The organism is Sphingobacterium populi (genome assembly GCF_001586775.1).
Lineage (GTDB): Bacteria > Bacteroidota > Bacteroidia > Sphingobacteriales > Sphingobacteriaceae > Sphingobacterium > Sphingobacterium populi.
Genome location: NZ_LQXS01000001.1, coordinates 428869 through 443643 on the forward strand (window position 1 = coordinate 428869; position 14775 = coordinate 443643).

A 14775-nucleotide genomic window follows, 5' to 3' on the forward strand; every position below is an offset into this window, starting at 1 on the left:
TTGATTTATTGTTGTCGAAAAGATGAAGTGCTTACACGATATTCAAAACGTAGAGCAAGACGATGAGAACGAGGCTGAATGTCCACGTGTATAAAAAAGAATACCTAATGTGTTTGCCTAGATCAAGACCAGAAAGCCCTAATGCTAACCAAAGAGCGGGTGACAGTGGACTAATAAATGTGCCGATAATGTTTCCAACCATCATGACATGCATCGCAGATAATGGATCGATACCATATTGGGCGGTTACCTCTAAAATAAGCGGAAACAGTGCGAAATAAGTTGCGTCTGTACTCAGAATCAGTTCCAATGGCAGTCCTAGAAAGCCAATAATGATATGTAAATAGGGAATCGTAGATTCTGGTAATATCGTAATTAAACCGTGCGACATTGCTTCTAACATTCCCGTGCCATTTAAGATACCCAATAGTACACCCGCAGCTACAATAATAATGGCCATCAGCAAACTGCCAGGAGCATGTTTTTGGATCACATCTAGCTGCGTTTTTTTTGCTGGATAATTGATAACCAAAGCTATACTTGTACCGATCATAAAAACAAGACTTGACGGGATGGCGTCAAAGAATAGACTTGATATTACACTTAGTGCTAATACAAGATTCATCCACAGAGGTATTTTCGTATTGTGATTGGCCGTGCCGTTTGCTACGTGTGCTGGCTCATTTGTGGATGCATAAGCTTCATGCAGTGATGGATTTTTGGCCGCTATACGGTTTTCCCGTACACCAAATAGATAGGCGATGAGAAGCATCAACAATATTCCAATAAGCTGGATTGGAATCAGCGGTTTCCAGACTTCGGTTGGCTGCATTCCTAATACGATAGCAGCTCGTCCGGTAGGACCTGCCCACGGAATCATATTGACAATGCTGGCACTTATACCAATAAGCATAAGCAATAAATAAGGATTCATGTTTAATCTCCGATACAACGGAAGTAGGGCAGGGATGGTAATCAGAAAGGTTGCGGCACCCGAACCATCTAAATGTACAACGGCTGCAATGATCACAGTACCACAGGTGATAGCCACACGATTAGATTTCGTAATGTGCAAAACCTTGGATATCATCGGATCGAACAAACCTATATCATTCAAAATTCCAAAGAAAATGATCGCAAAAATAAACATGACTGCGATCTCAAATACCTTGGCAACACCGGCTTTATAATATTCAGTGATCTGAGCGAAATCGAAACCAGCTAAGAGCGCGGCCAAAATTGGAATGGTACAAAGCACCACGAAAGGAGAAAAGTACCTACTCATCATAAGAGCGACAATAGATACCAACATAACTATACCAATGATGCTTAGCATAACAATACAGAATTTTAGTTTATAAAAAAGGTTACTTCCAGTGATGAAGATTGTGGTGTAAAGCTAAAGACAGCAGACTAAAAATAGTTTGGTAATATTATTTCGAAATTAATTTTTTTAACTATAAATTTTCGGAAACCACGATTTTTTCCGGAAATTGTTCCAAAAATAGGTCTGAGAAAATATGACAACGCTGTTAACTGGCAAAGAAGAAATTTCTTATCTCATAAGAAGGGTGATCGAAAAGTTCGAATACACGAATGATCAAAAAATGATTTGTAATACGAATCGTGAAAATTACGTCGCTGTAGCTCGGGAGCTCAGCACGATAAGTAATGAGCTGCCCTACACGTCGAAGGAAAAAGAACATCAAGAATATACAGAGATACCTGTGCAGGAGAGGCAAATGCACTATCCACAAAGAAAATATGATATTACTGGCGGACAGATAAAGGATGTTTATTTTGGTTTAGTAAAAAAGCCGCGGCCACATTTGATAGATGCTTGTTATATTTATCTGTATGGTGTGGGTCGTGTAGGATTTGCCAAGAATCCTGTCGATCCAACTTTGTTGGTGGGGGAGGAAAATAGGGATGATTTTAGCGCATCAACACTACAAAGTCCTCATTACAGGTGGCACCTATCCACATTTCTCTTTCTCCTAGTTGTGTTGCTATTCTTAGGCGGGATTTATATGTATTTTTCGCAGCAGTCTGCAGCAGATAGCAAAATGTGGACATCGTACCAACCCTCCGAAGAGGAGATTAATCAAATTACAGGAATTTGGATGTATCAAACTGGTGCTCCGCAAACTCGTGCAAACGAAGCACAGCGCTATAGGCGTGTGGCGACGAATATGGTAAGCATACAACTGGTAAATGGAATTTTAGAAATAGAGCGACATGGTGCGACCATTAATCATCAAGGATATCTAGAATTCACTTCACCGGGAATCCTTTCCATACATTCTTTTGTCGAACGTAAGGCAGATGGTAGTTTGGTGAATCCTAGTCATTCTTTAGCGCGATTGAGTCCGGAGGATAGTGTAATGTACGCGATATCATCTACTTGGAGTTTCGAGTCAGATGATAATAATGATGTAATAGGTGCCAGGAATCTATACCGAAAACTTGGTACTGGCGGTACACTTCGTCTCATATCAAATACGCCTGAAAATGCAGCTTGCCATTGTAAGATTATAGAATGGGATAAAGACGATGGCACCATAGAAAGATTTAATCTGACGTATGAGGCCATTAAAGAAGGAAGTGTGGAAGAACATCTGAACGAAAGTAGTCTTATTTTGCGTAAGCCAAAAGACGGGGTATTGTTGTCTGCCCCTTAGTAATACGGTTATTATTAATAAAACAATCAGCTGCATTTCACTATCAAATTTGTTTATTTTAAAAATAAACTACTAAAAACATAGACTTTGTATAATATATGCTATATTTGTAACGTTAGCTGATGATATTGGTATTCATCTGCAATAGTTTCACGCAATCCTTTGATAAACATGCAAACATCAACCGAACGACGAATTGTTTTAAATTATTCAACACCTTTACTTATTTGCGCATACACCCCAAGTATGCGAATGTGTAGCTAATCTAGCCTCTCTAGCCAGATCACCAATTCGTAGTGATCATGGGCAATCCATAACGGATCAATTTCCGATTTTTTTTTAACCTGCGTGCTTATAGTGCACGCGACCAATTTGTATGCTCAAGATTTATGTGCTCGATGCACATTGCTTGCTAATTAACATCTTATGAAAAAAACATATGTACTCCGGTATGCCTGTGGCATACTAATCATGCTTCTTAGCAAATATCCGCTTTCCTCCACTGCGCAAGAAACGCCACGTACTATTGTGAATGCCAGCTTTCGAGGCGTGGTGGTCGATGCTGAAAACCGTGCTCCAATCGAAGGAGCCACGGTAGCGTTGTATGGCGTAACGCATTCGGTAACCACCAATCGGCAAGGCTTGTTCACTTTCGTAACGGGACAAAATCTGCCCGCAAGAGTCGTGGTTTCCTCCATTGGCTATACACAGCAAACGGCCACCATACAAAACCCAGGCGATACAGTGCGCTTGGTAAGAACCAACAGAGCAGTAGAAGAAGTGGTCGTGGTCGGCTATGGTACGCAGAAGCGGCGCGAATTTACAGGTGCGGCGGCCAGTATTTCTGCCGAAGAAATTAAAGATGCACCCGTACAAAGTTTTGATCAAGCGCTCGCCGGAAAGGCGGCTGGTGTCAGCATCTCATTGCCCAACGGCTTGCTCAACAATCCACCGGTGATTCGCGTGCGTGGTGTCAATTCCATTTCCCTTAGTTCATATCCTTTAGTAGTGATCGATGGTATTCCGATAAATACCGGAGATATCGGAACGACCAATGTACCTAACAATCCATTGGCAGACATCAACCCAGCAGATATTGAATCAATCGATGTATTGAAAGATGCGGCTTCGACTTCCATCTATGGCTCGCGCGCTGCTGGCGGTGTACTTTTAGTGACAACCAAAAAAGGAAAAACTGGACGAACCAAAGTCAATTACGATGTGTGGGGTTCCGCCGTACGTGCTGCACGTTTGCCTCAATTGCTCAATGCGCAGCAATACATCGATATCAAGAATGAATCAGTGCGCAATAGCAAGCAGCTTTCTGGTAATCAAGATAATCCGGCGGTAGCCGATGCCTTATTTTTCCCAGAGTACGATGCAGCAGGCAATCTGATCGAAACGAATTGGTACGATCACATATACCATACAGGATACAGCCATAGCCACAGCTTGTCCATTAGCGGTGCTACCGAAAAGACGCAGTATTATATGTCCGGGAATTTCACCAGTCAGGAAGGATTCTTTGCGCGAAATAAGTTTGATCGACAAGGCTTACGCTTTAATATCGAGCACAAGGTGAATGATTGGTTTTCTGTAGGAAGTAATCTGAATTATAATAAAACGCTGAACGACGCACAGAATTCGGGTTCGTTGCAGAATAGTCAGTTGTTTTTGGTTGGAGGTGCGCGATTAGCATTGGCTTTGCCGCCCAATGTGTCGGCATTTAATGCTGATGGAACGTATAATTTGAGCTCGACCGGTTTGCTCGGGCCAGGAGCGAATCGCTTTACCAACACATTGTACAATCCCGAAGCGCTATTCGATTATAGTAGCTACACGACAGGGAATGACCATATCTTGGGAAATATCCATGCACAGATTCGATTGGCAGAAGGATTAAAATTTACCAGTACGTATGCCTTAGATCGAAATATCACCACCAACAAGACTTATCTCAGTCCTAATTTGGGGTCTTCTGGATTTTCCAATGGCGGTGCAGCCACCAACTTAAGTGGTGTGCGCAATAATTGGAATTTCATCAATACCTTGAATTTTGACCGTACGTTTGCCGAAAAGCACAACCTAGGATTATTGTTGGGTTACGATATCCAACAGTACAACAATGATATCTGGTTCGCAACACAAAATAACGCTGCCGATCCTTTCTTCGAAAACTTTCAAGGAAGTTGGGCAACGATATCTGCCGCTGGCGGTACGCTGACCGAACAATTTTTCCGATCCACTTTCTTTCGTGCTTCGTACAATTACGATCGGCGCTATTTCCTCACGGCCAATTTCCGTCGCGACGGCAACTCGGCTTTGGGAGCGAATAATAAATATGGCGACTTTGGCGGAGTTTCGGCCGGATGGTCGATCTTCGAAGAGGATTTTTATAGTGAGCACTTAGGCAATATTCTCGGCGATCTTCGTATCCGTGGTAGCTGGGGAAAAGTTGGTAATGGTAATCTATCGGCATTTCAATCTCTGAATCTTTATAGCTCTGCTTTGTATGGTGGCGTGTCTACATGGAATCTGTCACAAGCCGGCAATCCAGATCTTGGCTGGGAAACATCCGAACAAACGAATGTGGGGCTAACATTTGCTTTGCTGAAACGAAAGCTCAATGTTGATGTAGATTATTTTCAAAACAATGTCAATGGTTTGATCTTAAGTGCGCCGCAATCGCCATCAAAAGGTATTCCGGGCAATAGTATTGCCAAGAATGTGGGTAGCATGTACAACAGAGGTTTGGAAATCGCTATTCATGGTGATCTTATCCGCAATCAGAATTTCTCTTGGAATGCAGGTCTAAATATTACACATGTGAAGAATCGCGTCACTGCGTTGGCCGATGGCAATACCGATATCATCGGATATACACATACCACTACCGAAGCCAATAATATTACGCGTGTGGGGCATTCGGTCGGCAGTTTGTATGGCGCGTTGACCGATGGTGTGAATCCCGAAAATGGGCGTCGCATATTTATTAATCGCGATGGTGAACAAGTACAATACAGCGCCGTGGTCGCGCCAGGTCAGAGCAATTGGACCTACCTTGATGGCAGCATTGCCAACCCTATTACAGTAGGTGATTATCAAGTATTAGGCAATGCTCTGCCCACGTATTATGGTGGTTTTAACAACAACTTTCGATACAAAGATTTCGACGCAACAATCAACTTTACTTTTGCCGGAGGCAACAAAATTATGAATGGCACACGAGGCACGTTGCTCGATCAACGGTTTTTTAATAATTCTACTGAAGTATTGAATCGGTGGACCGAAGTAGGGCAACAAACGGATGTGCCACGGTTGGTTTATAATGATGTCATCTCCAATGGTTCTGCGGGATTTTCGATTTCGGACAATGCAGAAAAAGCAGATTTTCTGCGTCTGCAACAAGTCGTGCTCGGTTACACCTTTCGGCCAGCTTCATTGCAGCGCATAGGCTTATCCAGCATTCGAATCTATGCGCAAGGCGCGAATTTATTTCTGCTAACCGGCTATTCGGGTACCGACCCAGAATCTTCGTCTAATGGAAATTCTAACACCTCGATGGGCGTAGAAAAAAACTCTATTGGACAAGGACGTACATGGAGTGCCGGCTTGAATATTTCATTTTAATCGCTAGAAAACATGAAAAAATTGATAAAAAATAACCTTAAAAAATACATACTGTGGGCGTTGATTCCTACGGCACTTTTCCAGGCATGTAAGAGCGAGTCTGGATTGTATCCCGTTCCTGAAACCAGTATCTCTGATCAGAATGTATTCGATACGCCAGCACGTATTGAAGGACTGGTGAATGGGATTTATCGCCGACTAAAAACAGCTAGCTTGTATGGTGGACGCTACCTATTATATCAAGATGTGCGCGGAGAAGATTTTCTAAACGTGACTTTGAATAGTTTTACCGCATTTGACAGCTGGAATAATTCCTACAGTTCGGGTTCCAACGATATCAACAATTTGTGGTCTGAAGCTTATGCTACCATCAATAGCGCCAACATTGTGATTCACGGACTAAACAATACTGCCGTAATTCCTGAAGCCACGGCGGCGGCCTACATTGGTGAAGCGAAATTGCTGCGAGCGCTGTCTTATTTCAGTCTCGTCACTGTTTTTGCACAGCCTTATACCAGAGATCAAGGAGCTTCGCCAGGACTGCCATTGCGCTTGCAAGCCGAAACTGGTACGGAGAACAATGATCTGGCAAGGAGCACTGTTCGTGAAATTTATACACAGATTTTGCAAGATCTCGACGACGCCGAGCAAGCACTGCCAGACAACTATGCTACGGCATTGTTAAATACGACGCGTGCGCACAAAAATACAGCTACAGCGCTAAAAACGCGCGTGTATCTCACCATCGGAAACATTGAGAAAGTGCTAGAAGAAGCAGCCAAAATCGTTCCGCAAACTACCGCGCCATTTGCGGCGCAGCGAGGCGTAAACCATCAATTGCAGACAGATATACAAGTTGTGTTTGGCGGTAATTACACCACCACCGAATCTATTTTTAGCATGCCAATGACCGCGACCGATGCGTTATCTGGTCAATCTGCCCTAGGATATGTATATTTGGTAAACAGAGAATATTATGTGAATCCAGCAGGTATTCTGGGAGATGATTTTTGGGGCGCGAAAGATAGTCGACGCGCGTTTCTGCAAGCTAATGGTGAGCGGCACTATTTACGTAAATACGCAAAGGCATCGCCTTATGTAGATTATATCCCCGTGATCCGGTATGCAGAAGTCTTGCTGAATTATGCCGAGGCTGCAGCCGAAAATGGACAATTGGCGTTAGCGACTTCGCTAGTAGAAGCAGTACATCGCCGCTCGGATGCTAGTTTTACGATATCGCCAGCGGTTTCTGGCAACAAAAGCAATCTTTTGAATACGATCGCACTAGAAAGAAGAATAGAGTTGCTCGGCGAAGGATTGCGAGGAAATGATCTGCTTCGCAAGCTACAGGCATTACCAGCCAAGGGAGATGCCACTATACAGACACCGCAAGTAGAAGCGACTGCGCAGAACTATATTTTCCCACCGCCAAATACAGAATTGGCTACGAATACATTATTTAGATAACATAACACAGCATGAAAGCAAATATATATTTATCCTATTTATCCTTCTTTGCCGGATTGAGTCTGGTGCAGGCACAAGAATCAGCATTGCGTCTGAAGGGCACGGTGAAGCATTCGGATGCCGAATACGTGTATCTACATCGATTTGAGAACAAAACATTTACCGTGATCGACTCTGCGAAAGTGAGTAAAAAGGCTTTCTCCTTTACAAATCGAGTGCCTTTGCCCGATTTGTATGGCGTCTCGCTAGATAAGGAAAACGTTCCGGCATATGTGTTCCTTGATCAAGGGGCAACCAACATCGCGTTGGATGGCGAGGCAGCGGCGGGTGAAAGCTTAAAAGTGAAAGGATCGAAGGCGCATGCGCTGTTTGAAGCCTACAAAAAAGAAAAACAAGTCAATATAAGTGACTTTATTAAGCAACATCCAGACGAGATTGTATCTAGTTATGTGTTGTATCGTGACTGGTCGTATAAGCTATCGCCCGAGGAATTGGAGCGAAACATCGCTTTGCTAAGTCCTGCGCAGCAGCAATCGCGCTACACTAAGGATTTGCGTAAAATTATTGAGGTGGTACGGCAAGTAGCCGTTGGTAAAAAAGCACCTGCTATCGTAGCCGCTGATCCTGACGGAAAACAAGTCGCTTTATATGATAATCTAGGAAAATATACCTTAATCGATTTTTGGGCTTCTTGGTGTCCGCCATGTCGCCGAGAAAACCCAAATATCGTGGCCAATTATCAAAAGTACAAAGATCAGGGTTTTCAGATCTATGCCGTGTCTTTGGATAAGAAGAAGGAGCCTTGGCTAAAGGGAATTGCCGACGATAAACTGACTTGGTTGCACGTGTCCGAGCTCCGCTATTGGGATAGTGAGATCGCGGCGGCTTACGCCGTACGTGCTATTCCTGCCAACTTCTTAGTAGATGATCAAGGCATTATCGTTGCTAAAAATGTGAAAGGTGAGCGTTTGGGCGCTGTATTAGATAGTTTATTTAATGATAAAAAAGATCAAGGAAGCGAACGAGTGGGATTAGGTTGGAAGAATAATACGTTTAAAGGACAAGATCCGATCGCTTTTGAATCCACTGAAAATCGAGAAATTGATAAACAGCAAAAGCAAATATTCAGCACCGACGATCGCGTATTTTTTAGCAATGAATCTGCTGGTTCTCGTCTAAATAGCCTGACGCAATCTGCGGATGGAGTATACCAAATCCTGATCGCGCCAGAGCGTACACCGATCAATCAAAGTCCGTGGTATGCATTTGAGGCGTGGGCTACGCAAGACACCACGATCCAAGTTCAGATCAATTATGCAGATGGTTTTTACCATCGTTACGATCCAAAAATTAGTCAATCGCCCGATCAATGGACGAAAATCACTAACCTACAATTTATCAAAGAGGGCGAACGCAACAAAGCGGTGCGCTTTTCTCTGGCGCTACGCGCCAAGCCAATATGGATAGCTGCGCAAGAAAATATTCCATCCGAAAAAGTGTATAGCTGGTTAGAAAACATCAATCCTAAAGTCCATTTAGATAAAAAAGAAGTCGGCAAGACTGCGCTGCAAGCTCCATTATACGTGTATGGCGCTGGAAACGCCGAAAGTAAAAAACGCCTTATCGTGATGGGCAGGCAGCATCCGCCCGAGATCACAGGGCATTATGCTTATGCCGGATTTGTCGATTATTTATTGGGCGATACGCCCGATGCGCGCGCATTCCGTGAAGCATATTACGTATATTTCATTCCGGTAGCGAATCCAGACGGTGTCGATGAAGGGCACTGGCGTGCGAATGCTAATGGAGCAGATCTTAATCGTGATTGGGATGCTTTTCATCAGCCAGAAACACAGGCGCTGCGCGATTATTTTCAGCAAGAGATCAAAGCGCAAGGTAGAGAGTTGTATTTTGCCATCGATTTTCACTCCACAGGCAAAGATATTTACTACACCGTAGATCCTAACCTCAAAAGTCGTTTTCCGGGTTTCGTGCCCGAATGGATTGCTAGCTTGCGCAATGCCGTTCCGGGTTATGAGCCGCATGTAAAACCGCTGTACTTTGAAGGTCCAACTTTCACTGCATATAGCTATTTTTATAAAAACTACGACGCCGAAGCACTGGTATATGAGATCGGTGATGATACCGAACCAAAATTTATTGATCAAAAAGCGAAACTTTCTGCCCAAAAACTGATTGAAAAGTTGACACAGGCAGATACCAAAATATAATATGACAAGCACAACATTATCTAATACCTTTCTGGCCTTTATAGGTTTTATTATTTGGCAACCTGCTATAGCACAACAAAGCGATATTCGCATCAGTGATCTGAAAAAGATAAAGCAGATTACGGATGTGCAGGTGCCCATGAATGGGAGTGAAGTATCTTACGCAGTCAAAGACATCGTTGCGGATAGTAGCGTTATCGGCGGATTTACCTATCGCACGCAGTGGTTCACACAAGCATTAAAACCGCAAGCCACGACAAACAAACAATCGATCGCAACGCACGACAAACTCATTGAGCAAATCGCGTACGCACCCGATGGCAAAAGATGGGCAATTGCTAAACGAGTAGGAAAGGATAAGCAACTCTATGCGTACAATACAAACTTTTTAGATACGCTGTCGTTTTCCAAAATCATTCCGTATCAAGTACAACAGGTAAGATTCAGTGCAGATGGCAAGAAGGCATTGTTAGCCGTGCGTTTGACCTTGCAAGATCTCATCACGAGCAAGAATTTTAACCCAACGGATGCCATTCCGGCATGGTCTTTTGAAAAGCCGGGAGATGCTGCCAATAAGACGATACGTAAATCGACCGCACAAGCAGATGCCGATGGTGATGCCCAACAAGTAGCCGCTTACTTGCAGCAGAATGAAGAAAAATCCATCGCTAAGCTGACGAACAAACTACAATTTCAAACAGAAAGCTCCACCACTGGTACGCTCTACTTCACACATTGGTATACTGTTGATTTGACGGATACCACCAGCGCTAGACCACTCACAACAGGTTTCCGTTCGTACCCACGAGCAGAATTTATTGCCGCAGATCAGGTGATTGCGAGCGTAGATCGCGATACACTAGCGCATCCCGATCGAATTAATTCATCGGACATTGTGCTAATTAACATCAACTCCGGTACGCAAGAGCGCGTATTGGGCGACGGCGTACATCGCTATCAGCTGGAAGCTGTAGCGACATCTGGAAAGAAAGTAGCGATTAGCCAAGTGGCCCAAAATTCACTCACATTAGGCCAACTGTGGGTGTATGATACAAAAAGTTGGCAAGGTAAAGGCATAGTTCACGATAGAAATCAAGCGCAGGTACAATTTGGTCAGAAAGATGATGAACTCTACTTCTTGTCCTCAAGTAATGGCGGTAAGGTTATCAATCAGGTCGATTTATCTTCTGGAAAAGTTTTGGTGCTCACCTCAGTAGATGAAGGAATTAATGATTATTGGGTTGGCAAGAAGCAAGCAGTTTTTTCAAAAACGACGTATGCTAATCCGTCAGAATTATTTATCAGCACCTCGGATTTTTCCAAATCGGAAGCTATCACCCAAATCAATGCCGATTGGTTGGCTGGAAAATCCATCGCAAAACCAGAAAAATTCACCTTTACCAATGAGCTGGGATTAGAAGTGGAATATTGGTTACTCAAACCTGCAGCAGCCAGTACCTCACACAAAAGTCCGCTTTTAGTGCAGATTCACGGCGGGCCGGCTTCGATGTTTGGTCCTGGCGACGCAAGTATGTGGCACGAATACCAATATTTTATAGCAAAAGGATATGGCGTGCTGTATGGCAATCCTCGTGGTTCTAATGGCTATGGCGAAGCTTTTCTGCAATCCAATTATCGGGATTGGGGATTAGGTCCTTCTAAAGATGTTTTGACCGCTGTGGATAAAGTGGTGTCGCAAGGATGGGTGAATTCAAACAATCTGTATGTTACTGGTGGTTCTTATGGTGCATTTTTGACGACTTGGATTATCGCGCACGACCATCGTTTTCGTGCCGCTTCCAGCCAGCGTGGCGTATATGATTTGTACACTTTCTTTGGCAGTGGCAATGTATGGCCGATGTTAAAACGTTATTTTGGTGGTTTTCCGTGGGAAAATGGGATAAAACAAATCTTAGAAGAGCAGTCGCCTATAACGTATGCTACAGATATCCAGACACCGTTGCTTATTTTCCATGGTGAAAATGACAACCGTACTGGTCCCACGCAAAGCGATTATTTGTATAAACAACTCAAATATCTCGATAGAGAAGTAGAATACGTACGCCATCCCGATGCTGACCACGAAATTACCCGATCGGGCAACGTAGCACAGCGCATCGATCAAATGCTGCGAACATACGAATTCTTTGAGCGTTTTAGGGATTCGGATAGGTAAGACCTTCTGCAAAAACCTAAATCTTCATTAATTCGGAAAGAGTTATAGGATATGTTTCTCCCAGTAACTGCTGGTACTGATCTTTGAATCGATCATAGAAGTGGTTGGCTTGCGACGTCAAATGAAGATTTTGCAACGCAAGCAGCCCTTTTTTTAACCCCATTTCGTGAATAGGGTCGAGCACCATAAGTAGATCGGCAGCAGTGAAAAGCAAATGCCAATTATGCTGTTCTTCCAGAGTGAGAATGGTTTGTTGCAATCGTGAAATCAATTCTTCTTCGAGCTGGCCCTTGGCCTCGTCAAACAAGGGGTCGTCTGATCCCAATAAAAACTTGCCGCGGCGAATTAGATGACTGATATTTCTAGCGGTCAAATCCTTATTCTTTGCAATATGTGTTTGTAGTACGGCATAATCGCAATAGCATGGATGATCAATCACGACTCGATAATGTCCATGCTCATATACAATTTCGATGCCTTCCACCGTGCTAAGCGCTTTCCGAAGACTATTAATCGTGACACCGCGTGAGGTCTTTACCTTATCCTTAGGCTTATCGGGCCATATCATATAGCTGAGTAAAGTAGAACTGATGCCTGCGGCGTTACTGTGCAGAAGTATCAGACAAAATACCTGACGTAGCCGCGTACTGAAGAGGTGTGAAATGTCGTTACCACGACGGTCGATCACGGTGAAATCACCGAACAAAAAGATACTGTTTTGATCGGGGTGTTTCCATCCTGCTGGTTTAGGCAACCGATCGTCTGTATCTGTGCGCTGTAGACGCAATGGCAGCATGGCTTCGTCAGTAACTTGATGCTGTCTCTTCTGTTTTCTTCGAAAAATCCATAGAGCTGCTGCCACGATGCTGACCATAATAGCCACGCCAAACCACCGCCACCAGGCTTGGATAGCAGATGATGGAAATGCATGTAATGCTGATGGACTGATCGCCGGAAAATCTAGTTCATATACCGATAGTTTGGATCGAATATCGTCATCCGACTCTTGAACAATGGCAATGAGTTTCTGCAAATTTTTGTCGTGGTACAACTTTGCACGCGTGCTGATCTTATCTGAATAAATGGGGATAGAATCACCCAATTGTTCGTAGCTACCATCGCGCAGCGAAAAACGGCGCAGCTGGATCAATGAATGCGAAACATGCTCTGGATATCCAAGCATATATAACCATTTGTCGTCCGGGATTACCAATCCGCGAGCAGGTACAAAATGATGTTCTTTCCAATCCAGTTGCCACAGCCTTGTAGTTCTACCCGCGGACGGATCTACTTCATACAAATCATAGAAATACTTACGCCCGACGATATGCTGCCCAGATTCATTGCCCATTCCGCCGAACAAATACATTTTATTCGTGGCTTCGCTGTACCCCATGGAGGTGAAATACCGCGGTAATATCTCATCCTTAGAAAAGTTCTGAGATGCAGTCCACGAGGATTGATCTAGATCATAGCGCCTCATGTCGTTATTGTACAACATATTGCCAAATCCACCGAAAACAAATAAGGCCCGTTGATCTGCAAGATAATGTGCAGCGTGATGATTTAATTCCAATCCCAAATATCGATCACTTTCAACGCGCCATGTAAAATCGTCCAAACTTAGACTCGCGACAGTGGGACCGGAGTACGGATGCTCATAAAACGTCTCGTACACATAAAGCCGATTTTCGGTAGAATCAATAAAGCTGTTGCCTAACTTAATCAATATCGGACAAGGATTAGTAAACCGAATTGATTCGGTAGAACCGCCACGCAAATGATGGATGTATAGTGAATCGCTGTTGAAGTAGTAGGCGACATGCCGTTTCAGATCGTACTCAGACCCTGATTTTTGAGCTGAATACAGTGCACTACTTCGATTCCAGTGATATGCGCGATTGAGTAGCCATATTACATTGGAGACTTTGCCGCGTGGATGCCCTGCCTCATCGTGTAAGACCGTTCCCGTACTCTCGCGCATTGGAAATACGAACGCTTGCCGATCATCAGTAATGGCCAGTTCCCGGATTGAAAATGAGGGTACATCGATCAGGTAATCACTTTTGCCGAATACGACCACCGGAGAATAGTTCTTTAGTTGTGGTGCGCGCGTACTTTCTGTGGCCAGCTCGCCGACTGCAAGGGTAATGACGCCTTTGCGTAGGTCGTAGATTAGGCGGATAGGAACCCAACGTTGCAGATGAAGCTGATCAATATCAACGGTTAACCGGATCAGACCGCTTTTTCCTTCTTCATTGAAACGGAAAACGGCTTGTTGTCCTTCCTTATCAAAATAGAGATTGTAGGTTGGCTGTTGGTCTTTATCTTTGAGGCGTATCAGATATCCTGATGTATTATCATCACGGATGTGTACATCAAAATTGATATTTAATATACCTTTAAAGCTGAGATGATCTTCTTCGAACAGGCAGATTGAAGAACGTTGCTCGATAGGTTGATGATTACCTGTTAGCTCAATGCCTTGTGCCTGCACATCGTTTTGAAATACGTTGCTGCAAAGGCAAAAAAATAACAATACGATTAGAGGTAGATTAGTTACTTTCATCATCAAGCTTATCCCGGACTA

7 protein-coding genes are annotated in these 14775 nt (G+C 43.7%); 5 read left to right on the forward strand and 2 right to left on the reverse strand.

All coding sequences use genetic code 11. The features are described 5' to 3' along the window. Positions 1-31: 31 nt before the first annotated feature. Entirely contained in the window at positions 32-1336 is a 1305-nt protein-coding gene (locus tag A0125_RS01640) for a CitMHS family transporter (RefSeq protein WP_066751188.1), read from the reverse strand. Positions 1337-1520: 184 nt separating this feature from the next. On the opposite strand from A0125_RS01640, the gene A0125_RS01645 reads away from it, so the two are divergent. The 5 genes from A0125_RS01645 to A0125_RS01665 all read left to right on the forward strand — a co-directional run bounded on the left by A0125_RS01645 (position 1521) and on the right by A0125_RS01665 (position 12185). Next, positions 1521-2681: a hypothetical protein gene (locus A0125_RS01645; RefSeq protein ID WP_066751193.1), complete on the forward strand. Its 1161-nt coding sequence runs from the start codon at positions 1521-1523 to the stop codon at positions 2679-2681. Positions 2682-3107: 426 nt separating this feature from the next. Further along, positions 3108-6311, forward strand: a complete 3204-nt coding sequence (locus tag A0125_RS01650) for a SusC/RagA family TonB-linked outer membrane protein (protein ID WP_066751198.1) — start codon at positions 3108-3110, stop codon at positions 6309-6311. A gap of 12 nt (positions 6312-6323) precedes the next feature. After that, positions 6324-7778 (forward strand): RagB/SusD family nutrient uptake outer membrane protein, encoded by a 1455-nt coding sequence (locus A0125_RS01655; RefSeq protein ID WP_066751205.1) that lies wholly within the window; start codon positions 6324-6326, stop codon positions 7776-7778. Positions 7779-7789: 11 nt separating this feature from the next. Beyond that, positions 7790-10009, forward strand: coding sequence for a redoxin domain-containing protein (locus tag A0125_RS15720; RefSeq protein ID WP_197464722.1), 2220 nt, complete (start codon positions 7790-7792; stop codon positions 10007-10009). A 1-nt stretch (position 10010) separates the two neighbouring features. After that, positions 10011-12185 (forward strand): S9 family peptidase, encoded by a 2175-nt coding sequence (locus A0125_RS01665; RefSeq protein WP_066751208.1) that lies wholly within the window; start codon positions 10011-10013, stop codon positions 12183-12185. Positions 12186-12201: 16 nt separating this feature from the next. Here the strand turns inward: A0125_RS01665 and A0125_RS01670 are convergent, their stop codons facing one another. After that, positions 12202-14757: a Kelch repeat-containing protein gene (locus A0125_RS01670; protein WP_156472377.1), complete on the reverse strand. Its 2556-nt coding sequence runs from the start codon at positions 14755-14757 to the stop codon at positions 12202-12204. Between the last annotated feature and the right edge of the window lie 18 nt (positions 14758-14775).

What these genes read in the sequence shown, in the direction of transcription:
- A0125_RS01640 (WP_066751188.1), bottom strand. Translation starts at nt 1,336, where the DNA reads ATGCTAAGCATCATTGGTATAGTTATGTTGGTATCTATTGTCGCTCTT.
- A0125_RS01645 (WP_066751193.1), top strand. Translation starts at nt 1,521, where the DNA reads ATGACAACGCTGTTAACTGGCAAAGAAGAAATTTCTTATCTCATAAGA.
- A0125_RS01650 (WP_066751198.1), top strand. Translation starts at nt 3,108, where the DNA reads ATGAAAAAAACATATGTACTCCGGTATGCCTGTGGCATACTAATCATG.
- A0125_RS01655 (WP_066751205.1), top strand. Translation starts at nt 6,324, where the DNA reads ATGAAAAAATTGATAAAAAATAACCTTAAAAAATACATACTGTGGGCG.
- A0125_RS15720 (WP_197464722.1), top strand. Translation starts at nt 7,790, where the DNA reads ATGAAAGCAAATATATATTTATCCTATTTATCCTTCTTTGCCGGATTG.
- A0125_RS01665 (WP_066751208.1), top strand. Translation starts at nt 10,011, where the DNA reads ATGACAAGCACAACATTATCTAATACCTTTCTGGCCTTTATAGGTTTT.
- A0125_RS01670 (WP_156472377.1), bottom strand. Translation starts at nt 14,757, where the DNA reads ATGATGAAAGTAACTAATCTACCTCTAATCGTATTGTTATTTTTTTGC.